This window comes from Jannaschia helgolandensis (assembly GCF_900109285.1).
Taxonomy (GTDB): domain Bacteria; phylum Pseudomonadota; class Alphaproteobacteria; order Rhodobacterales; family Rhodobacteraceae; genus Jannaschia; species Jannaschia helgolandensis.
Window position 1 is genome coordinate 37,479 of the sequence record NZ_FNZQ01000009.1, and the last position, 20,313, is coordinate 57,791.

Below are 20,313 nucleotides of genomic sequence, written 5' to 3' on the forward strand. Positions count from 1 at the left end.
CGAGTTTTGGTGAGAGTAAGTGGTGATCAGGCTGTCTGATGGGACCGCGGATCGTTGAGGATCCTCGCGCCGAGCCCTTCGACCATGTCGATGTAGGTGAGCAGCGACACGGACCTGCCGGGACCCCAAGGTTCAGGGTCGACCGATCCGTCCCGCGCCACCCGCGGCAGGTTCGCGATGGCGATGACATCGGTGACGGGTCGGATATCGATGAAGGGCGTCCCTCGTGCGACCGCCAGTGCGGCCAAGGGAAAGCGCTCGATCGGCGCGAAGGTCGACACGGTGGTCCAACCAAGATGGATGAATGTCCCGCCCTCTCCGCAGATCACGTGCGCGTTTGGTAATGACGCCGCCTGCTTCAGATAGCCGAGATCACGCAGGATGGTCTCGCGCTTGAGCTGCTGTGCTTGCCCCGTCTGGCCGGTTCGGCGTAGTTCCTTGTGTCGCCACCACGAGGCAGCGGTCGCGCGCAACACGCGCAAGACACCGATTTGCATGGGAATGTCCTTCATCAGGAACGGCAGACCAGAATCCGGCCCGGACCCATCTGAGGGACCCCAAAGGCCCTCATCCGTCAGTCACAAAACCCGAAGGACACTTTCACTTTTTTCGGGCATTGACCCTGTCCTGGCCAATTTCAGCGGATCCTCACCACACCGCGCCATGCCTGCGTTTTTGTCGAAGCCATTGATTTGGAACAGCAGAGGCATCTGGGGACGCAAAATCGGCAACGGGAATCGGCAAAATCTTGCACAAGTTGCTAAATTATCGTTACTTGGCAGATAGTTAGCAGATTCAGCAGATCGGCAAGATATTTTTCTACAGCCCTGCCTACATCTGCGGATGCGTAACATCTTTTAATCTTACCCTCTTACGCCGCTTGCCCGCTGAGCCTGCCATAAAAGCTACGCTCAAGATGCAGCTCCCCTGCCCCGGCTTTCTCGACCATGCCGCGCAGATATCCGCCTGGTGAAGCAACCTCGCCCGCGCTGTGCTTCTCGAACACAAGTGCAAACGCAGCCGTGGCCACCTGAGTGCCCATTCGGTCCTGAGCCACGTTCCAAGCATGCTCCGAAATCCCGATCATCGGCCTGAGTTGCCCGGCAACCCGATGCAGATCGCCCCAATCCTTCAGGAATCCGCCCATATTACGCGCCCAGGACGCGAACTCTGGACAGGCCTGCATGATTGTTGGCAGGTCAAGCGCGGTTCGCTTCTTGCGCACCTCTGCAACCCAGTCTTCCAGTTCCCCATCAACCCGCTCCTCGGGTCGTGCATTGGGCACGACATCCGCTGCGTCCTCTTTTTCAGAGGAATTACCTATTACAGGAATAAGTTGATTTGTAATTAGTATATGGGGTTCAGAAATGACCTCCCTGGGGTTCATTTCTTGAGTCTTCTTCATAACTTGGGCGTCATTTTTGTCGGTGTTTTCCACAGGGTTTATCGCACCAGTCGCCTTGAGATAGGCCGCCTCGACTCGTTCCTGAAGTTCCTTGAACCACGCCAGTAGTCGCTCCAGTTGTTCAGAGGCTTGATGGCGACGCGGAAGTCGGTCCAGAAGCTCCTCGAAGAGACCCGTGAATTGCGTCCAGGACCCGCGCAACGCGCCGCTTACCGCCGCCTCGATCCGCGCGCGGATCATCCGGCGCGCAACCGTGATCTGACGCTTCAAGCGCTGGCAGAGCTCGCGCTCGGCCTGCAACTCGGCCTGCAGCTCTTCAAACTCCTCGACTCGAGCCGAAAGCGGCGACAGATCGAAGCCGTAGGCCTCGACGATACGCCCCTCAGCGTCTCTGCGGCCCCACCGTTTGCCATTTGGGCTATCCTGGAAAGAGATCACACCGTTCTCTGCCAGACGCCGCGCATGACGCTTCAGTGCCGACAGAGAGAAGCCGGTCTGTTCCATCAGATAGGCGTTAGAGGCCCAGACGATCGGGCGCTGCCCCTCCTCCCAGTCCTGGGCCAGCGTGAAGGCCCCCAGTGTATCGAGGAGCATCATGTCGCCGGCCTTCAGACCGATATGCGCTCCAACGCGCTTGAGCGCGACAAATGCCCGCGTCTTGGGTACTGCTACCCGTTCACCGGCTTGGGCAAGCTGCTCAGCAACCCCAAGACCCGGTGTCGGCTTGCGCCAACCTGTATGTTTCATGCCTGTATCTCACCTCCGGTTGTGTGGAGGCAAAAGAAAGCCGTTCGCTCAGAAGCGTTCGTCGTTGACAGTGGATCCTGTGAGACTTATCTTGAAGGTGACCAAACCATTAAGATCAGCTCTCAGGCCACACCGCTTGGGGGCTTTTCTTTTGCCGTTAATTCACTTGTCGTTCCTTTTTTGCTCCTTGCCTCATCGTTCCGAAGAACATCTCACCAACGCTGTCTTCAGTCGGTATCCTTCTCCGCGTCTTCGACGTTCAAATAGCTTGCGACTAAGTCTCCAAGCTTTTCGAGACGCTCTTGGTCAATCGGCACTCCTGCAACCTTGATTGATAGGTTTCCATCGACGGAAGTGACCGAAAGATTTCGGTTGCCCACCTTGCGCTTTACGGTGAGTTTTTGGGGCTTTGTCTTTGGTTTTGGCTTGGCTTTGTTCGTTCTCTCCAAGCTCGCTAAGGCACCCTGTAAATCGCGAAAGCTCATGTCGTAGACGTTCTTGAACGTGTTCAAGATTTGATCCTGCGCAGCGAAAACGGACCGTGCTCGCGAGACTAGGCTCTCATGCACACCAATTTTCTTGGCGAAGGCCACAGCTGTCAGTTTCTCTTCGCCAGAAGCCAGCGTCTCATACATTTCACCAATCGAAACCAATCGCTCAAAAGGGCTGAGATTCTCGCGCTCCTCATTCTCGCGAAACCGCAGAAACAACATTTCAAACTTGCTGTTCTCAGCGTTTCGCGCGTCAGGCGGAGCAAGTATTGCACGAAGGGGTACACCGAGCTCTGACGCGGCAGCCAGTCGGCGGCGTCCTGTCAGCATCACGAATGGAACCCCCGCGATATTCGACGGGTCCAACGGATCCGGCTGCCAATCCGGATCCTCCGGCCACACTAGAATGGGCGTGTCCTGCCCGTTCGAAGCGATGCTGTTTACCAAAGACCTGAAGGCTTCCTGGGACATCCAGTCTTGTCGGCGGTCGGTTCCCATTGGATCGGAGATTTGATCTGGCGACAGGCTTATCTCATGGCGACCGTTGAGGATATCCAAACAAAGCTCGGCTCTGCTTCGCTCTACTGCAGCTTGCGACTGCGCAAGCGCTCCTGATTTCCAGGCACTGCCGGCCCCCTTGAAAGGAGTCGAAACAGCATCACTCGATTCTGTCCTGCCTTCGGAGCCGCTCGCACGTTCCTTGTTTGTATCGAGATTGGTAGCCTTGCTGACCAGCGACCTTGGAATACTGCGTTTCATGCTTCACCCTCGCCGTCATCTTCATAGAATTCGTCCATCCAAGTATTGGCGTAGCCACGTTCGAGTCCTGGCCAGAGTCGCGATATTATGGCGTCGTTCACGGCGTCGGCATTCGTGATGAACCGGTTGATCCCCTTGCGCTTTCCCGGCGTGTCTGGCTCGTATTCGTATACGGACTGATAGACGTCCGAAGCGTTCGAGATCGCGTCGGAACGCAAATAAAACACGGGCAGAATCTCCGTGGGGCAATGTTCTAGCAGGTTTCCGATGTGGTTAAGATCCTGCGCATTGGACCGTTGAACGATCGTTGGCAACAGCATGTTCGCACCGGTTCCGATCTCGATCCTTTCATGGGCCAGGATGTGCTGAAGCATCCCAAGCAGGCCAGTTACAAAGGTCGACAACGTCGCAATGTCGAACCCCTTCATGGTTTGCGGTATGACCAGCGAAGTAGACGCAATCACGTTATTCAACTGGAACAGTGTGAGCGCGGGTTGATAGTCGATGATGATGACATCCAGCGTCTCCGCTAGTGCGGTGTCGAGCCGCTCCTGGTCGACCTTGCCGTCGACTACCAATTCGTTGGGTAGCGTTTTCGGTGGGTGGCCCGCTTTCCAGCGGTCGATGGCATCGCGTAGGTAGCGGTAAAAGCTCTTTCCGGCGGGGGCTTCGCGGACAAGCCGCGCAATCTGGATCTCACCCTCGGATGTTTCGCCGTGAGCTGGAAGCAGACGCAGGCCTGGCCAAGAGGTCTTGAGAAGGAAGCTATCGAGCGTTTGCGCATCGTGGTCGGTATATGGCGCGTCTTCCGACTGAAAGAGTCCAGCAAAGTCCACCATGGAGGCGGTGTTTTCGTCGGGCATTTGGGGAAGGCCCTCTCCCCCGACGAAGTAGAGCGTTATTGTACTTTGCGGGTCAGCATCCATAACACCGACACGCATGCCGTAGTGCAAGCTGAGATACTGGGCAAAATGCGCGGCGCTCAGACTTTTGGCGGTCCCGCCTTTCTGGCTTGCAAACGAGATGACGGGCAAAGGTGCGTCAGGCTTCCGCCAGGCCAGGTAGTCGTACGGCCGCTTTGCCGAGGCTGCCAGAAGGGCCCGCATGTGCATCAATTCTGAAAGCGTGAAAACACGCTCTCTTCCAACATATTCTCCTGCGGGAAAGTCATCGCTCGAATTGGCGAACTTGGTCAGATACTGAATACTTACATTGAGAAACCTAGCGCACTGGCGCATGGACCAGGTTCGCTTGATGCGCTGACGCAAGGTGAGTTCCTTGTTCACTGCCACCATCGTGCGCTCAAGCCCACGTGACAGATCCGTCAAAAACTGTTCTAAACTACCGCTCATTTATAAGCCCTGACTTCGGTTGGGTCCGAGTTCGACTCGATTCTGCTTCAATGGTAGCACGGTTCTGAGTAAAAGATAAAGATACCACGCGCCTATAGGTTTCAGGCGCTTATTTTGAGGCTCTGTGGCTCCAGAAACTCCAATCTTGAACGCGTTCAAGATTGGAGTTTAAGTCGGCTGACCAGAGCGAAGCCGATCAACCATGCATGTTTCACACCGCGCCTTTCGGACCCCAGGAGATGACCGTCCTAGTTGGTGGCTTTGCCCATGTTTGCGTTGAAGCCGTGATCACAGATGCTCACCGTGAAGTAGCCAGCGCCGGTCTCCCCTTTCTGAATCTTCTAGATGCCGCCGCACTCGGTCAGCTTGCCTCACGGGGAGCGTCCGGCGACGCGTTGCGCGAAGGCCGTCCTGTTCGACCTCGCGACGGGTTCGATGGTAATTTCCAGGTCGGAGGTCAAGATGGAGATTGAGCCGAAGCTTTTGGCGGTTTCATTGTCGGCGCTTGTGAAACTGATGCAGCCCGAAGGGTAGCTGCGCGGTTGACCAAGGCCTGACCACGCTGGATGCGAAGCGCCGTATAGAAGGGTAGGGGAGGAAGATGGGCCACAGCCGTTGTAGACGGGGCGGCCGCTGCGATGTGCATTCCATGCAACCGGTACGCACCGGGAGACCTGCGGGGACCGGAAAAAATGCCACAGGGAAATGCGCGGCGTACTTAAAACTGAACAAAACAAGTAGACCCCTTACTCTCGTGCACGCGCGCAACAAGCGTTGCGCTATAGTGCTCTCAACAGCCCGATCCCTTGCTCAAGAGGCATTGCACGAACTCCTTCGGCCACGGGGACGTCATGCTCTCCGGCGTAGATCAACAGCTTCCGGCTGGCCTTGATGTCTTCCGCACCCACATAGAACCCGCGCGAGACCTTTGGCGCAGTCGTGCGCTTGATCTCAACGGCCCAGATGTCGCCCCCAGGCAGGCGAAGGACCAAGTCAAGTTCAGCTCCGGCAGAAGTGCGATAGAAGAAGGGTTCGGTGCCGGTTGGTGCAGCGGCAAGAAGGGCCTCGATACAGAACCCCTCCCAACTGCCGCCAACGACGGGGTGCCCGAGCAAGCCCTCGATTGTCCCAATGCTTAACAGGGCATGCACGACCCCGCTGTCGCGGACATAAACCTTTGGCGATTTCACCAAACGCTTGCCGACATTCTCATGCCAGGGCTGCAGTCGCCGCACCAGCATGAGATCAACGAGCAGATCGAGGTAGCGTCCAATCGTTTGGCCGGAGACGCCCAGCCCCTCGGCGAGGGCTGCAGCGTTCAATAGACCACCTTGCACATGCGCAAGCATTGTCCAGAAGCGCCGCAAGGTTGCGGCTGGAATACGCGGTCCGAGGGCAGGGATGTCACGTTCCAAATATGTACGCAGAAAATCCAGACGCCAATCCATGCTGGCTTGATCGCTTGAAGCCATGAAGCTGTCAGGAAAGCCACCACGCAGCCAGAGCGCATTCAACTGATCAGCCCCCACCTCGGTAAGCTGTAGAGGGGGCATTTCGATATACCTGACACGTCCAGCAAGGGATTCTGCCGACTGTTGGAGTAGGACGTTGGAGGCTGATCCCAAGAGCAGAAACTGGCCCGCTCGAAAACCGGCCCGCCTGCGCTGGTCGATCTGACCACGCAGGCTCTTGAACAGGCCAGGCATCTGCTGCACCTCATCGAGGATGACGAGTTTTCCCGCCTGTTCATCCAGATATAGATCCGGTTCGGTCAGGATCTGCCTGTCCGCATCTCGTTCTAGATCAAGGTATACCGATGGTTGCTCCGAAGCGATGTCTAGAGCGAGCGTGGTTTTCCCAACCTGCCGGGGGCCGAGGAGGACAACAGCAGCTTGGCTCTCGAGCGCGGATTGCACAAAGTGATGAGTTTGGCGCTTATACATACCTCGCAATTACTCCACACGATGGAAGATCTGCAAGGATAAACTGCTTAGCGGGTAAAGTTCCCACTCAATTGGAGATGTCGCATGATGTGACGAACAGGCTTAGCGTCAAAACTCACTCATAGCATCCCAAGCCGCTCCGCCCGCTCCAGCAACATCTTCACTGATGATGGCTGCCAGCTTGTCCGGCCGCGGGGTGTGCGCTCACGCATGTTCTCCAAGCGGGCGCAGATGGCCTGAAGCGTAATGTCGGGATCGGCGCCCTTGATACCCGCGACGATGGCGGGCAGGCGATCATCTCGCGCACGCGGGCCCGCGCGATCAAGCACGGTCGCGGGGAGGAACCCATCGCGGACGTAGGCGTGCACAGCGCGCAGCAGACGGCTTTGCGTCCAGCGCCGGGCCTCGGGTAGGGGGCCGTTGATGATGCGCACCACATCTTCCCAAGCCAGATCGGGGCGCAGCCGACGCACATGGGGCACCCAGTCCTGCGCAGTTTCATTCAGGCGTTCCATATATCCGTCCTGTCGCGCCAGTCGGACCTTGCGTAGCGCAGCCGGATCCCGGGCGCGCAGGCCAGGGTTTTCGCCGACCCGCCCCTTTGTTCGTGCGCTGGCAAGCCCAGCCTTTGTCCGTTCACGGATCAGGGCGCGCTCGAACTCGGCTGCTGCACCCAGAACCTGCAGCGTGAACTTGCCCTGCGGGGATCCGGTGTCGATCGGGTCCTGAATCGAGCGGAAGAAGGCGCCCTTTGCTTCCAGCCGTTCGATCACCTCCAGCAAATGCGACAGCGACCGCGCCAGCCGGTCGATGCGCACCACCACCAGCGTATCGCCCTTGCCGATCTGTTCCAGCACCCGCGCCAGCACAGGCCGCGCACGATCACCGCCAGAAGCCTGTTCCTCATGGATTTCGACACAGCCCGCTGATTTCAGCGCCTGCGACTGGGGCAGGGGGGTCTGATCCTCGGTCGATACTCGCGCATAGCCTATCAACGGCATCAAATCCTGCCTTTTGCAGTTAAGGATACGGCTAATAAACGACCGAATGGCCGCGCGATCAAAGACCAGCGGCTTTGGTCAAATTCACCCGGAATCGGTCGCGTCGGCGCTGATAGCGCCGGGTCATCTCGGCCGATGCGTGCCCGAGGTGCTTCTGGACGTAGCGCTCATCGACTTCCGCGCTACTGGCGAGTCCGGCGCGCAGGGAGTGGCCTGAGAACAGCGCGACACGGTCTTTTTCGGGCAGGTCGCTACGGATCCCCGCGTCCAACACGGTTTGCTTGATCAGGCGGGCGACGTGTTTATCGGAGAGCCGGGATTCGAGGGCTTTCTTGCCATCGCGCGACGTCCGCACGAACACTGGTCCGAAATCGATCTTGGCGAAGTGCAGCCACTGCTCAAGCGCATGGACCGGGCAGGTTTGCTCGCTGGCGCCGCGGCCGATCTCGACCTCGCGCCAGCCGGTCTTGGTGTTTAGCGTGAGCAGGGCGCCCTTCTCGAAGATCTCGATCCAACCGCCAGAGTCCGGTGTGTCGTCCTTGTGGACATCGAGGCTGACGATTTCAGATCGCCGGAGGCCCCCGGCATAGCCGAGCAGCAGTATCGCGCGATCCCGTAGCCCGCGCAGGTCGAAAGGAAGGGTAGCCACCATCGCGAGGATGTCGTCGGCCAGGATTGCATCTTTCTGGACCGGCGGCCGCGCGTGCTTGCGTTTGATTCCGGCCAGCACCGTCGCAACGTGGCGGTTCTTTCGATCAAACGAAAATCCCCGTTGTGCATAGTTCCAGGCGAGACCCGATAGACGACGATCGATGGTCGAAACCGACAGGGGTCGGGACGTCGGCTGCAGTCCGAACGCGGACTGCGATGAAGAGGGGCTCGACCCGGACGCGAGGTCCGCAAGATAGAGCCCGATCATCTCCGGTGACGGCGGCAGTGGTTCCGCACCTTTCATCCGGCACCATCGCGTAAAATGCGCCCAGTCCTTACCATAAGCCTTCAGAGTGTTGTCCGAGGCCGCCGCGAGGGCATAGTCGCGGGCGGTGTGGACCAGCCGGTCGAGGGTGCCGGAGCCGACGACAAAGGAAGGGAGGTTCAAGGCCTCTCCGTCCAAGCGATCTCTGGCGCTGCGCTCATTGACCGGAGACCCGTTTGGCGGGGATGAGCGCGGTTTGTCGCTGTTTTCTGACATGTCGCCCAGCATATCTTTTCATGTCCGATAAGGCAAACTTATTGGACATAATAAAGTCCGGCAAGGTGAGGCGGTTAGTGCGCTATTTTCTGGAGGAAAGCGCCGCGCAAGTGTAGGCTCCGAGCATGACATTTGCCCGGCCTGATCACATCAACGACCTCGACACGATACCCCGGATGCCCGCCTGGGTCACCTCTGCACGCGCTGAAACCCTTGAAGATGTTGCGTTTTTGTCGGGCGCCGCGCTGAACCACCTGCATCTTGTGTTGGGGCGCGTGGAGGTGCCCCAAGCCTTGTTGCGGGATCGGCTGGCGCTGCGTGCGGCGGAGGCTTGTGTCGCGTTTTCCGGGAGACCGGAACGGGCAGGGGAGTTGCGCGATGCGGTGCATCTCTTGCGTCCCGGCGATCTGCCCGGCCCGGCGGGGGAAACATACCTGACCTGGCGGCGCGCGGTGGAGCGGCCGATGTCGATCAAGGCTCTGGGTCGAGCCTTGCCGATCCTCGAGCCGGGCCAGATCGGGACGTGGCTCGACGCGGGGAAAGGGGTGCCCGTGACCCGGGCCGCTATGGTACTGGACGCCGTTCTACGCGAGGCGCCGCGCGCAGACGGAGCAGGACTGCTCCTCGCGGATGCGGCCCTGGTTCAGGCACTCGGCTGGGATCATCTCGTGCCGCTGCTGGCCGCAGGCCTGAAACGCGCCGACCTGCGCAAGCGCGGCGATGACCTTTGTCTAGCCTGTCATCGGGCACTCATCTCATCGGTGGTCGAGGCCGTGCGTCTCTCCACCGACCTCGCGCGTCGGGTGGCGCATCTGAAGGCGGTCGCTCCCAAGCTGCGGGCCAAGGGAGCAGGCGACGCCGTCGAGATGTTCCTGACCCGCGATGCTGTCGGGCCCTCGGCCTTGCCTTTGCCCGATCGCGCCGCCCGGCGGCTTTGCGACCGGCTGGTCGAACTTGGCGCGGTGCGCGAGCTGACCGGCCGGGACACCTTCCGGCTCTACGGGGTGTAGCGATGGCGAAGGATCCTTCTGAACCGGAGCTTGACCGCGAGTTGTCCGACTTGCCGCCGGAGCTGCGCTGGCGGGAATGGATGCGCCGGATCGAGGCGGTGCTCTTTGCCTCTGCCTCGCCGGTGCCGCGTGAAGATCTCGCCCGCGTGGTAGGGCAGGGGGCCTCGGTTGATCTGCTGGTCGAGGACCTTGCCGCCGATCTGGACGGGCGGGCGTTCGAGATCGCACAAGTCGCCGGCGGCTGGATGTTCCGGACGCGGGCTACCTACGCCCCCGCGATTCGGGCCGCCGCGGATGTCGAGGATCAGCTACTCGATCTGAGCGAATTCGACGTCGCGGTGCTGGCGGCCATTGCCTATCACCAGCCGATCACACGCGACGGGCTGAAGGACATCTTCGGCAAGGAAATCAGTCGCGATCTGATCGGGCGGCTGCATGCGCGCGGGCTGATCGGGACCGGGCCTCGATCGCCGCGCCGCGGTGCGCCCTATACCTTTGTGACGACCGAGCAGTTCCTTGTCGCGTTTGATCTGGAGACTCTCGCGGATCTGCCAGAGCGGGAGCAGTTGGAGGACGCAGGTCTGGATGGCGGGTCATAGGAATGGTGGCGGGCTGGCGATCCCCGTATTGGCCTAACGATGAGGCATGTTGTGGACATTTCGTGACACTCCCAATCGTGACTTGTTGAGACAACTCAGGCTTCGATCCTGAGCCCTCTGATCAGAGCTTCCCAACGGTTCCCATCCTCGGTCATCGCGCCCGGTTCCAGGTTTGCCAGGTTCTCGTCGATGACTGCGTTGTGGTAGTTCTTGAGCCAGCTGTATTTGCGCCGCACCGTCGCGTTGGGACTGTCGGCGAGACCGGTCTCCACCAACGTTTTGTGCCTACCCAGAAACGCGATCCAGCCGGCGTATTCGCCGTCGAGCTCGCTGAGACTGGCGCGAAGATAGTCGATGTAGTGGAGGCCTGACTCGTCCTGGCGCAGGAGATTGTTCAGGTGACGCTCTTCATCCTCATAGGAATGTCCTTCCCGCCAGAGCGTTTGGTCCTGCCGGTGGCGTTCGATGACATCTTCATGGATCGCAATGCGCGGGAAGATGACCTCGCCTTCTTCCATGAAATAAGCCTGAACGAGGGCAGGGCCAAACACCGGGCCGCTGAACTCGATGCCGAGATGCATAGGGCCGATCGTCATCGCGCCGCGCACCAATATGCCATTCGCCACGCATTCGATCTGGATGTGCAGCAAATCGATGAGTTCCCAGACCAAGGGGCCGGCCTGGTACTGAGTTTCAATGGTTCTGGTTCTGACGATCGCATCAGACACGATCTCGGCATGGACTTCGCTGATCATCCGCATTTCATCGGAGCGGGTCGGGGGCGTGGCATCCCCTTCGGATACCCGACGAAACATCGAAAGCAAGTGCCTGATCTCTGCGCCGCTTCTCGTGTGCAAGAGGTTCCTGAAGCCGAGGACATCAAAAAATGTCACAAGGCATTCTTCGTAGTCGGGGTCGTTCTCAAAATCAGTCATCTCTGATCCATCTTCAGTCGAGGAGCTTCTCTAGCTCTTCCCCTTGGGCGGCATGCTTCTTGGGGTTATCTGCTTTCAGCCTGTTCACGTTGATGAGCTTCCATCTGACCGCTGGAAGCTCGGCCGCTTGAGGGCGGCCGATCGCGTCGAAGTCGGGATCGCCTTCATGCAGGGTTCTCAGAAACCTCTTCGCGTCCTTATCCATGCGGGATTGGATGTCTCCGATCAGGCGGTCGCGAGTCGCGATCAATTCCGCAAGGTTCACCGCTTCCTTCGTCATGCCCTCGAATTCCCGCGCATAGGGCTGATCCAGATCTATCAGGTTCGGGTTCAGCAGTTCATGCGGCGGGCGCGGTGAACACGCTACACAGATCAGGAAAGTGCGGAACAACTCGTCCGTAAAGCCTTCATTTTCGTAGAGCAGCTTCACGTCATACAGGTCGCGTGGGTGCTGGCGATCGACGGCCGCATGCAGCTTGCCTCCGAACAAATCCTCGAAGGAGACGATGTTCATCGTCGCGTATCCGAACTCCTCCTCGACGGCTTCGGAGACTTCGCGTTGTTCCGGATCATGCACGACACCGCGCGTGACGGGGGAGGTCTCGATCTTGATCTCGGCCGTGCCCAGGCGTGCGAGCGCGCGTGTGGCGCCGCCGCCACCGCCGGCAATGCGTTGCGCTTTGGCGCCGGTGATACCGCCCTCAATCGCGGCGGCAATCCGGTCCATCGCGTCATTGATCTCGGCGAGGCTCTCGGCGCGGTCTTTGACTGGTAGGTACGTCAGGTCGATATCGACCGACAGGCGTGGCAGGTCGCGATAGAAGAGGTTGATGGCCGTCCCGCCCTTGAGCGCAAATATCTCCTCCTTGGCGACATACGGGAGTATGCGCACGAGCAGGGCCACTTGGGCGGCATAGTCTTCACGCGCCATGACCACGTTCCTTTCTTACAAACTCTTCGGGCACCATGATCCTGTAGCGCGGATGTATCTTGCCGCCTTTGACCAATGCGCGATCGCCGCTGCCGAGGTCGAACTCTTCCGGATCGAGTCGCTTGCGCCAGGCATGGTCGTGGCGGTCGGCGAACACGAAGAACAGGCGTTTGACCTTGATCTTCTTGCAACTGCAGAGCAGCGCCGAGAGGGTTCTCGGGCGCAACGTCGTCAGGCTTTCGAACGCCATGTCGAGGTTGTGAAAGCTCTCTTGATCCGGCAACTCGTCCAGCGCCTCTAAGATCGCGCGTTCCGGCGAGGACATCACCAGTTTCCAGTCCCATGGCAGGGACGATGCTGTCTCGTTGAGATTTTTTCGTGCGTCATTGACACCCAACTCTGGATCGGAGAACAGCGATACGCTGCGTGTCCGGAGTTCGGCGTTGAGCGGCAGTTTTTCGAGCCAGTTGGGGATTTTTGAGCCGTAGAGCCAGACTGTGCTCTTGTCGCCGAGTGAGAGATAGTGCGCATAGCCTTGCAGGCCCAATGCCGTCGCCCCCCCAATATGGACAGGGTAGTGCATGATGTGCTGGAGCGAGATCAGGCAGGTCTTCCAGTCGAGCGTGTTCGTGGTGGCGCTGCTTGGTGAGGGGCGGCGGAAGACTCCGCGTCCAAGGCGTTCTAGCCAGCCGCGTTGGACATAGGCGTAGGACGAACGCCGGCCTATCCCGTGGTGCTCAAGCCAGGCGGAGTCCACGAGGAACCCCGTGGGAACAGCCTCAAGAAGGCTCTTTAGTTTTTCGTGTTCTTGTCCGCTCATAGGCGACACAATGATATATTTTTAAAGAGGCCGCCACTTGTTTCAGTGGAGACCCACAAAATAGTCCGTCAAGGATGGACAAATTTTCTCATTGTCAAAGAGATTGGTGGTTGTCGGCTCTGAAACTCACCAGCAAAGCAGGGCGGGGATGCCCTCGAACAGCTGAGAAAACACCCGGCCATGTGGGCTTCGCAGATGAGCGACTACCAGTCGTTCCTGCGAGGAGAAAACCGGTGTTTGTCTATCGGCGAATGTGGCCGACTTTAAGTTCCTCCGGACGTGATAAGTGGTCCATGGTAAAATGCAGCAGAAGCCCGAGGAGCATCAAAGAATGCCTCAAGCCGTTCGGCGTTTTCCTCGACAAGACGTTTCGCCTGCTGCGGAAGTTCGGCACTCGCTCGCGCGAAGTCATCAAGCGCAATCGGTTCGAGCGTTGGAGCGGATGTCAGACGAAGCATGCGGTCTCGCCCGATCAACAGCCCTGCCTGACCGAGGGCGTTCTGACTTTGTAGGTGCATCGCGCTTTCGATGATAGTTCTCCAGTGGAACATGCCGCCGCGCTTGATTTGACCATCAGTCATACGAAGGTCTTGATCGCCACAACCAAGGCTCAGGATTTCGATTTTGTGCCTGTCGACGTTGAAACAGCTCATGGCATCCACCAGCGCCACCATGACGGGGTTGTTCGCCCAAACACCGCCATCGGCAAAGTGCCGGGTGCCGTTTCGGTAGGTCGAGAAGAACGTCGGTGCAGCGGATGTCGCCAATGCCACCGTGACCAGTTCTTCCTGCCAGTCGAGGCGGAAGTCAGGGTGGTGCGGGGTCTTGAGGACGTTGACCTCGTTGAACCCATCGAAAGCGGGAATGTTCAAACGCACATTGACCGAGCCCAGTTTCCTGTTGCCAAAGCGGTCTCGAAGCGCTCGCTCCAAGGGTTCGCGGTTGTATCGATAGACGGCAAGATCGCTGGCGAACTGGTAAGCAGATCGCAGCGCGCGACCAATTCGAGTTGGCGGAGACCAGGGCCGGGGAAATATTTCCGACCCGTGGCGCATATAGATTTCCAGAACCTCCTCGGCGCGCATTCCTGCTGCCATGCCGAGCGCGATTATTCCTCCGGTCGAAGTGCCGGCGATCATGTCGAAGTAGCTAGCTGCCGAACCGCCCTTCAAGAAACGACGCTCGCATTCCGCCAGCACCGCCGCAGGCAGAATGCCTTTTATGCCGCCGCCATCAATGGACAGTATGCGAAGATCATCTGCGGGCCATTCGAGTTGATCTCGACGGTGAAAGATGGTGCCCTGCGAGCGGCGGGATTGAGGTTGTGCCATGAAATATCTCCATAAGTACCGCCAACCTGGATCGCCCGCCTGACTGACTTCTGATGTGTTTGCCGGTCCCAAACCATTTTCCCGAAGCGAGCCAGCTTTCGTAGCAGCTCAGCCAGTTGGACGCCCAGGGAATGGTCGTATTGCTGATCAGGTCATCTGGCGACCATTGATCCGCTTCGTCGTCGAAGAGGCAGAGGAATGGCCCCGTACGCTCTGTTCGCGGATGTGACACGTAAACATGCGGTAGGGACCCTTCTTTGTTACCGAAACGCCTTTGCAATGTCGGTTCAAGAACCTCAACCAGTGGTTGCAGGTACAGGTTTGATCTGCCTTCGAGCAATAGGGGTTCCGTATACTCTACGCGCAGCCGGTACGTCGTTCTGTGTGGCTGCAGATGCCCCTCCCAGACACATGTTCGCTGGCTCAGCCGGTCGCATGACCATTCGGGATAGACATCGGCCATGTCCGCAATCTGATCACCAACAGTTATCATCAGGTACATTGCCCCCCATGTTCGTATTCGCGCGTGCAGGCCTCACGAGGCCTGGTGCGGATGCGATCCCAGCACCCAGAGCTGGAGCAGCCAAGGACGAAACTGGTGCCGCAGGTTTCAAATGCCCGCTCGATGTCATGCCGAGCGCACCATGTTCGAGCTGGACAGTCTGTGCACGATGATAGGCCTGCAGAGCGGTCTCACCGGCCTTTTCGCCGAACAGATCGTCAAACGTCGATTGGATTACTGCCGGATCGAAGCCAACCCGCTTTAGGTTTTCGAGGCGTTCGATGAGGGTGAGCAAGTCCGCCGCCCAAAGCTGTTGATCGCTCCTTTGGGTCGGCCAACGATCGGTAAAGAGGTCCGGGTAATGTGCCGGATTGCGAACTTCAAGCAACCGCAGGTTCTGTTCGGCATTGCGGATCTGCCAGCGCATACGCTTGGCAATCGCAATCACTTCATCGACCAAACTGTCATTTCCAGGGCCGCCATCGATTGCAATTGCTGCGATAATGACGGCCGGGGGTTTGCGTTTGCCGCGGTGATCGTCGTGCTTGCGATAGCGTTTGTCGCGGAACCTCTTGATCAGTTGCAGGGCAACCACGCGAGGCGATTTCTGGTCGAGGGGGACATGCACCGGCATCGGTTGTGTATCTGCCTTTTGCAACGCCAGACCAGACGTCTCATTTGAAAGCCGCGTGGCCAGTTCGGTGTAGGTTTCGCCATCGACGAGGTAACGACGCGCGTCGAAGCGCTTCTGAAACGTCTCACTGATCTCGACGTGAGCATTGAAGTGATTGGCAAAACCCTTCGGGTTGACCTCCTTATGGTACCGCTCGTCCGTCTCGGGCTTGTAGTGAAACAAGGTCGCCACGCGTTCGGGGGTCCCGTCGATGCGAACGACTGGCATCAGATCGACCGTGACGCCGTCCGGGTAGGTAACCGTGATACAGCGGCTGTTTTTTTCAATCAGATAGTCGTAATACTTGCTGCCTTTTTCGCCTTTGATCGCTTTGTACAATTGCTCAAGCACCCATGCGGGGTCGGTACGAGGAGGGATCGCGATCTCGAGCACGGCGTCAACGTCGTGCTGGTCGGTCTTAAGGCGTGACCGAGTTGCCGCGTGAATTGCAAAGCTGCCGGATGGATAGACCTCAAGCACTAAGTCCTCGAGAGGGCTACCAGGGCGGTCGACATGCTGTGCGAGTCCACGAAAATGCCTGTCGGCTTCATCGTGCATGGAGCGGGTGATCTGAACGGCGCGCGCAACGTCCATCAGCGCAGCTTCAGCGGGATCGATCTCCAGGCTGCGGGCAAAATCTTCGAGGCTCGCCCTGATATTCATGTTCTTCTGCCCCCTCAGGCTTGACGGATTCCCCGATCCGTCCTACAGTTTTTGACGCTTTCGTAGGATAGAAAGTCAAAAAAGAAGCCGCGAGCAAGCGGCGTGAGTCCTACGATATCGTCATAGTAACACATGCGGGAGCGTCATGTCAAATTCTACGGATTCCAACGGCGGGTTCGGTGACAGGTTGCGGCTAGCTAGAGAGGCGCGTGGGATCAACCAAACGGAGCTTGCGGCGAAAACAGGGTTACAGCCATCAGCGATCGGCCACTTCGAGAAGGAACGGCGCAAGCCTTCCTTTGCAAACATTCGGACCCTCGCCAAAGCATTAAGCGTTACATCAGACTACCTGCTCGGCAGGACCAACGACATGGCCGGGGCAACGACGGTTTTTCGCGGTGAAGAAAATTTATCGGATAACGACCGAGAACATATCCAGATGATGATCGACCTCATGAACCAAAGAAAGTCGGGTAAGTGAGCAAATTCCGTATTCAAATGGCGCGGCGCCAAGGCGAGTTCAAAGCAAGAGAGAAGGGCTACGATACCTTCCCCGTTGATCCGTTTGTGATTGCGGAGAGCGAAGACATCTTTGTCGAGCCAAAGGATCCGGGCCAGGTTGGCGTGAGCGGCGGGATCATCTTCCATGATGACAGCGTTGGCATCTTCTACGCCACCAATATCAAGAGCGAAGGGTTTCGAAGGTTCACCGTAGCGCACGAGCTTGGACACTATTTTCTCGAGGGGCATCCCGAGGAGATTTTGAAAACTGCGCCGATCCACATTTCAAGAGCAGGTTTTTCACAAGGGACCAGCTCGATAGAGCTAGAGGCGGATCATTTTGCGTCTGGGTTGCTAATGCCCTCCAAGCTGGTTGGCGAGGTGATTGGGGGAAACCGTGTCGGTCTGGATGGCATCGTCGCGCTAAGCCAGCTGGCAGAATGCTCGCTTACGGCCTCTGCTATCAGAGCCGCCGAATGTTGCGACTATCCGATGGCGGTCGTAGTCAGTTCCGGTGACAAGGTCGCATACGCTTTCTTGTCGGAAAGTTTCAAGAAACTCGACAAGCTCACGTTCCTCAAAAAGGGTACTCCGCTGCCGAGAACCCATACCCTGCGTTTCAACGCTGATACGCAAAACATCCGGTCCGCGCGCTCGATATGTGGACAAACCAGCCTTGCTGAATGGTTCTCTTGCGCGCGACGGCTTGCGTTGGATGAAGAGGTTATCGGTCTCGGCGATTACGGCTTTACTCTCACTGTCCTTTCCAGCGAAGAACTTGCCGACGACCCTAATGGCGAGGACTACGAAGAGGAAGCCTCATTGATTGAAAGCTGGATCCCCAAGTTCGCTCGAGGTCGCTAGCGTAACCTTACTCACAAACTTCCGGATTCTCGTTATGTATTTGACGCTGGAAGTAGGTAGCCCCGCGCGTACAGCTTCCCCAAACCAGCGTCAGGTTTCACCTTCTATCGCACCGACGGCAGCATTGGCTTGCTGCACGCTGAACGCTTCCGGTTCGAACGCGCCCGCCCATTTCTTTGTATCACGATGTTCCGGGTGGCGTTTGTCGGTCAGCGCGTCGAGAAACTCTTCGTAAGAGTAGGGCCCTCCACAGTCCTCTGGCGGGCACGCGCGCTCTCCGGCAACACAGGCGGGAAAGTCCAAATCTGGTCTTCCGGTTGGTTTGTTAACCTTCTCGACAGTGACGAGATGTCGCCAACCATCGCCGAAATCATAAGTGTATGTGAACTGGCTGCCTTTCTTGACCAGCTCTCCAAGAGTAAACCTCTTTTCGTCTTTCCGGCCATCGTTTGGGTCCCAGCTGTCGTCACTTTCGTCGCGTGCCTCGAACCTATCTTCGCCAATCTCGAATTCATGCAAATGATAGTCTTGCCAAGGCATAGCGCCCTGGAGAACGGAATGCAGGATGTCCAAGCTGGTGTCATTCGGCACGAGGATCCGGCGCCAGATGGGTGGTTTGATGCCAACAAGTTCGATTTTCAGCTCAATCAACGTGTGCTCCGCCTGTCTCAATGGCCCCGTCGTTGAAGCAACCTTTCATTTTTGAACTGAAGCATTCAAGGGGAACCTTGGTCGCTGCTGCCTCGAAGTCATCTTTTGCGATACCCGTCCCGTCAATCGAGTCTGTGTATCTAGCAGTCCCGATATTGGCCCACTTTGCGTAAATCAAGCGGACCGAATGTTTGGTGACTTGAGCGTTGATAGTTGCCTTACCTTTCCGCCACGTGGGTCATAGAGACCGCGGATGCTTTTCTCCCTCAATCATCCCCACCTGATGATCTGGGCCCCTCCTGCCCTTTGGTCAGGACCGCGCCCTACTCGGTCGGCTGCACGCAGCCGCCCTCGCCGAGCTAAAACGCCGCCTCTCCCTGCGACGTGCTGCTGGCCGTGCAGTCTCCTCCGGAGACAGCCCGACCAGCCGTCGCATGGTCGTGGCAACGCTTCATCTCGGCCGTCCCGGTAACGGTCGCTGGGGCGGGACGGGGCGCCTCGATGGTCTCGTCCGCCGCGTCTCAGTCGGTGTTACCCCTCGCTTTGCCGAACATGCTGTGCCACCCCGTCATCATGGTTCGCAAACGATGGTCGACGACCGCAGGATCGCATTGGCCGCAGCTGGCATAAGGCCGGTGATGATCGTGATGCGCAAATCGCAAATTTTCGGGCTGCAGTAGGGGGTCCGTTCGAAATCCGGGTGAGCCGCGCTCGGTGTCGAGGCTTCGACGGTCTGCCTGTTGCTCTTCCAGACAACACACATCGCGTTGCCACGGAAACCAGCCGTCGCGGCACGTGAGGCGGAGTCAGGCAAAGCTCTGACTCGTCCGGGTGCGGATCGGGGCAAGAGGACAGAAAAGACACTGCCCCCCGCAGCATCTCCCTCGGCTGTTCACCCACCTTTCTTCGCGGTCACCGCACTTCTCCCGATGTGTTGCTTTGCATGACATGCTGGTCGCAGCTGTCGTCCCGTCCACAAGGGTTGTCACCGATCATTTTCCCCTGACCCACCAAAGAACAGGGGTGGGCCATTCCTCGCGCGGCAAAAAGACCGGCGCCTGCCCCTCTCCGCTGCGCTTCGCCTTCGGTGTGGCCGGGCCTTGGCCAGCTGCAAGTTGACCATCATTGCAACGCAAACAAGGAGAAGAGCAATGACCACGAACTGCATCAAATTCACCAGCGCCGACATCGAAACCGCCAAGGGCGTCGGCTCCATCTCGACCCTGACCTTCGACCTCGACATCACGGTCGAACCCGTCGCGAGCACGAACCCGATGGCCCCCACGCACCGCGTCCTCGGCCGCTCCCCGCGCGGCAAGCTGGTCGAGTGCGGCGGCATCTGGAAGAAGCAGAACAAGGAGACCGGCGCCGACTACTACACGCTGACCATCCGCGATCACGGCTTCAACGCCAACCTCGGCAAGGCCGCGAGCCAGGACGATCTGTCCCTGCAGGCAGTCATCCCCTGGGGTCCCAAAGACGCCGCCTAAGCCATCGGCCAGACCGCTCCGGCGGTCTGGCTTTTCCTCGTTCTGAGGTGTGACAATGGTTCGGATCCGAAACCTATGTCCGAAAGATGCCGCATTTTTCGGACGCGGTCACAGTAGCGGGCCGTCGGACCGGATGGGTCATACATTTTGTTGGAGTCCTTCCCTCTGCCTGCGTCGAGGAGCGCGTGACCCCTTGACGGCATCGAAGGCCTGTCTGGGGTGCTGCGACTCCATCACGCGATTGAAACTCACTCCTTCTCTCCCTCCAGCAACCTGCGCCTGGGTCGTCTTGGCGAAGCCACTGGTTTGGCAAACACATCGTTGGCCGCGGGCGAGGAAATCGAAAATCAACGTCATGAGTCTGGGGGCAACGTCTCACGCCAGTGTTACCGCCGCGCGCCTTTCCGTCGACCTGTTGGCCTCTCAGATCGCTAGCCCGGGCTCGAGCGGTCG

19 protein-coding genes are annotated in these 20,313 nt (G+C 58.5%); 5 read left to right on the forward strand and 14 right to left on the reverse strand.

The annotated features are described in order from the left end of the window. Positions 1–26: 26 nt before the first annotated feature. The 7 genes from BMY38_RS17000 to BMY38_RS17035 all read right to left on the reverse strand — a co-directional run bounded on the left by BMY38_RS17000 (position 27) and on the right by BMY38_RS17035 (position 8,902). Positions 27–497, reverse strand: a complete 471-nt coding sequence (locus BMY38_RS17000) for a hypothetical protein (RefSeq protein WP_175495934.1) — start codon at positions 495–497, stop codon at positions 27–29. Between the two features lie 374 nt (positions 498–871). Then, positions 872–2,152, reverse strand: coding sequence for a plasmid replication protein RepC (repC, locus tag BMY38_RS17005; RefSeq protein ID WP_092765119.1), 1,281 nt, complete (start codon positions 2,150–2,152; stop codon positions 872–874). 227 nt (positions 2,153–2,379) lie between these two features. Continuing rightward, the gene (locus BMY38_RS17010; RefSeq protein ID WP_092765122.1) at positions 2,380–3,402 is read right to left on the reverse strand and encodes a ParB N-terminal domain-containing protein; all 1,023 of its coding nucleotides are present in this window, start codon (positions 3,400–3,402) and stop codon (positions 2,380–2,382) included. After that, a complete protein-coding gene (locus tag BMY38_RS17015; protein ID WP_012187063.1) occupies positions 3,399–4,754 on the reverse strand; it encodes a ParA family protein in 1,356 nt (451 codons plus the stop codon). Before BMY38_RS17015 ends, BMY38_RS17010 begins: the two co-directional genes overlap by 4 nt. Before the next feature lie 779 nt (positions 4,755–5,533). Further along, positions 5,534–6,697: an ATP-binding protein gene (locus BMY38_RS17025; protein WP_012187061.1), complete on the reverse strand. Its 1,164-nt coding sequence runs from the start codon at positions 6,695–6,697 to the stop codon at positions 5,534–5,536. A 119-nt stretch (positions 6,698–6,816) separates the two neighbouring features. Continuing rightward, positions 6,817–7,698: a recombinase family protein gene (locus BMY38_RS17030; RefSeq protein WP_092765124.1), complete on the reverse strand. Its 882-nt coding sequence runs from the start codon at positions 7,696–7,698 to the stop codon at positions 6,817–6,819. 58 nt (positions 7,699–7,756) lie between these two features. Next, positions 7,757–8,902, reverse strand: a complete 1,146-nt coding sequence (locus tag BMY38_RS17035; protein WP_175495935.1) for a tyrosine-type recombinase/integrase — start codon at positions 8,900–8,902, stop codon at positions 7,757–7,759. Positions 8,903–9,015: 113 nt separating this feature from the next. Here BMY38_RS17035 and BMY38_RS17040 point away from each other — a divergent pair, with 113 nt between their 5' ends. Then, positions 9,016–9,900 (forward strand): DUF1403 family protein, encoded by an 885-nt coding sequence (locus BMY38_RS17040; protein ID WP_092765126.1) that lies wholly within the window; start codon positions 9,016–9,018, stop codon positions 9,898–9,900. A 2-nt stretch (positions 9,901–9,902) separates the two neighbouring features. Continuing rightward, entirely contained in the window at positions 9,903–10,499 is a 597-nt protein-coding gene (gene scpB / locus BMY38_RS17045) for an SMC-Scp complex subunit ScpB (protein ID WP_092765127.1), read from the forward strand. 95 nt (positions 10,500–10,594) lie between these two features. Here the strand turns inward: scpB and BMY38_RS17050 are convergent, their stop codons facing one another. The 6 genes from BMY38_RS17050 to BMY38_RS17070 form a co-directional block, all read right to left on the reverse strand. Then, positions 10,595–11,434, reverse strand: coding sequence for a hypothetical protein (locus BMY38_RS17050; RefSeq protein WP_092765129.1), 840 nt, complete (start codon positions 11,432–11,434; stop codon positions 10,595–10,597). 13 nt (positions 11,435–11,447) lie between these two features. Next, a complete protein-coding gene (locus BMY38_RS17055) occupies positions 11,448–12,365 on the reverse strand; it encodes a nucleotidyl transferase AbiEii/AbiGii toxin family protein (protein WP_092765131.1) in 918 nt (305 codons plus the stop codon). Continuing rightward, on the reverse strand, positions 12,355–13,185 hold the full coding sequence (locus BMY38_RS17060; protein ID WP_092765133.1) for a type IV toxin-antitoxin system AbiEi family antitoxin domain-containing protein: 831 nt from the start codon (positions 13,183–13,185) through the stop codon (positions 12,355–12,357). Before BMY38_RS17060 ends, BMY38_RS17055 begins: the two co-directional genes overlap by 11 nt. A gap of 263 nt (positions 13,186–13,448) precedes the next feature. Next, positions 13,449–14,516, reverse strand: a complete 1,068-nt coding sequence (locus BMY38_RS17065; RefSeq protein ID WP_092765135.1) for a CBASS cGAMP-activated phospholipase — start codon at positions 14,514–14,516, stop codon at positions 13,449–13,451. Further along, positions 14,440–15,018 (reverse strand): type II CBASS E2 protein, encoded by a 579-nt coding sequence (locus BMY38_RS18775; RefSeq protein ID WP_483867450.1) that lies wholly within the window; start codon positions 15,016–15,018, stop codon positions 14,440–14,442. The genes BMY38_RS17065 and BMY38_RS18775 overlap by 77 nt, the downstream gene beginning before the upstream one ends. Then, on the reverse strand, positions 14,993–16,354 hold the full coding sequence (locus tag BMY38_RS17070; protein ID WP_092765137.1) for a nucleotidyltransferase domain-containing protein: 1,362 nt from the start codon (positions 16,352–16,354) through the stop codon (positions 14,993–14,995). The genes BMY38_RS18775 and BMY38_RS17070 overlap by 26 nt, the downstream gene beginning before the upstream one ends. Before the next feature lie 145 nt (positions 16,355–16,499). Here BMY38_RS17070 and BMY38_RS17075 point away from each other — a divergent pair, with 145 nt between their 5' ends. Together BMY38_RS17075 and BMY38_RS17080 are read left to right on the forward strand one after the other, a co-directional pair. After that, on the forward strand, positions 16,500–16,835 hold the full coding sequence (locus BMY38_RS17075; protein WP_092765139.1) for a helix-turn-helix domain-containing protein: 336 nt from the start codon (positions 16,500–16,502) through the stop codon (positions 16,833–16,835). Further along, positions 16,832–17,719, forward strand: coding sequence for an ImmA/IrrE family metallo-endopeptidase (locus BMY38_RS17080; RefSeq protein ID WP_092765141.1), 888 nt, complete (start codon positions 16,832–16,834; stop codon positions 17,717–17,719). Before BMY38_RS17075 ends, BMY38_RS17080 begins: the two co-directional genes overlap by 4 nt. A 90-nt stretch (positions 17,720–17,809) precedes the next feature. Here BMY38_RS17080 and BMY38_RS17085 read toward each other — a convergent pair whose 3' ends face one another. Continuing rightward, on the reverse strand, positions 17,810–18,370 hold the full coding sequence (locus BMY38_RS17085; RefSeq protein WP_245737669.1) for a plasmid pRiA4b ORF-3 family protein: 561 nt from the start codon (positions 18,368–18,370) through the stop codon (positions 17,810–17,812). A 1,151-nt stretch (positions 18,371–19,521) separates the two neighbouring features. Here BMY38_RS17085 and BMY38_RS17100 point away from each other — a divergent pair. After that, the gene (locus BMY38_RS17100) at positions 19,522–19,860 is read left to right on the forward strand and encodes a DUF736 domain-containing protein (RefSeq protein ID WP_092765147.1); all 339 of its coding nucleotides are present in this window, start codon (positions 19,522–19,524) and stop codon (positions 19,858–19,860) included. The last annotated feature ends 453 nt before the right edge of the window (positions 19,861–20,313 follow it).

Coding starts and splice junctions, on each gene's coding strand:
- BMY38_RS17000 (WP_175495934.1), bottom strand. CDS start 497: ATGCAAATCGGTGTCTTGCGCGTGTTGCGCGCGACCGCTGCCTCGTGG.
- repC (WP_092765119.1), bottom strand. CDS start 2,152: ATGAAACATACAGGTTGGCGCAAGCCGACACCGGGTCTTGGGGTTGCT.
- BMY38_RS17010 (WP_092765122.1), bottom strand. CDS start 3,402: ATGAAACGCAGTATTCCAAGGTCGCTGGTCAGCAAGGCTACCAATCTC.
- BMY38_RS17015 (WP_012187063.1), bottom strand. CDS start 4,754: ATGAGCGGTAGTTTAGAACAGTTTTTGACGGATCTGTCACGTGGGCTT.
- BMY38_RS17025 (WP_012187061.1), bottom strand. CDS start 6,697: ATGTATAAGCGCCAAACTCATCACTTTGTGCAATCCGCGCTCGAGAGC.
- BMY38_RS17030 (WP_092765124.1), bottom strand. CDS start 7,698: ATGCCGTTGATAGGCTATGCGCGAGTATCGACCGAGGATCAGACCCCC.
- BMY38_RS17035 (WP_175495935.1), bottom strand. CDS start 8,902: ATGCTGGGCGACATGTCAGAAAACAGCGACAAACCGCGCTCATCCCCG.
- BMY38_RS17040 (WP_092765126.1), top strand. CDS start 9,016: ATGACATTTGCCCGGCCTGATCACATCAACGACCTCGACACGATACCC.
- scpB (WP_092765127.1), top strand. CDS start 9,903: ATGGCGAAGGATCCTTCTGAACCGGAGCTTGACCGCGAGTTGTCCGAC.
- BMY38_RS17050 (WP_092765129.1), bottom strand. CDS start 11,434: ATGACTGATTTTGAGAACGACCCCGACTACGAAGAATGCCTTGTGACA.
- BMY38_RS17055 (WP_092765131.1), bottom strand. CDS start 12,365: ATGGCGCGTGAAGACTATGCCGCCCAAGTGGCCCTGCTCGTGCGCATA.
- BMY38_RS17060 (WP_092765133.1), bottom strand. CDS start 13,185: ATGAGCGGACAAGAACACGAAAAACTAAAGAGCCTTCTTGAGGCTGTT.
- BMY38_RS17065 (WP_092765135.1), bottom strand. CDS start 14,516: ATGGCACAACCTCAATCCCGCCGCTCGCAGGGCACCATCTTTCACCGT.
- BMY38_RS18775 (WP_483867450.1), bottom strand. CDS start 15,018: ATGTACCTGATGATAACTGTTGGTGATCAGATTGCGGACATGGCCGAT.
- BMY38_RS17070 (WP_092765137.1), bottom strand. CDS start 16,354: ATGAATATCAGGGCGAGCCTCGAAGATTTTGCCCGCAGCCTGGAGATC.
- BMY38_RS17075 (WP_092765139.1), top strand. CDS start 16,500: ATGTCAAATTCTACGGATTCCAACGGCGGGTTCGGTGACAGGTTGCGG.
- BMY38_RS17100 (WP_092765147.1), top strand. CDS start 19,522: ATGACCACGAACTGCATCAAATTCACCAGCGCCGACATCGAAACCGCC.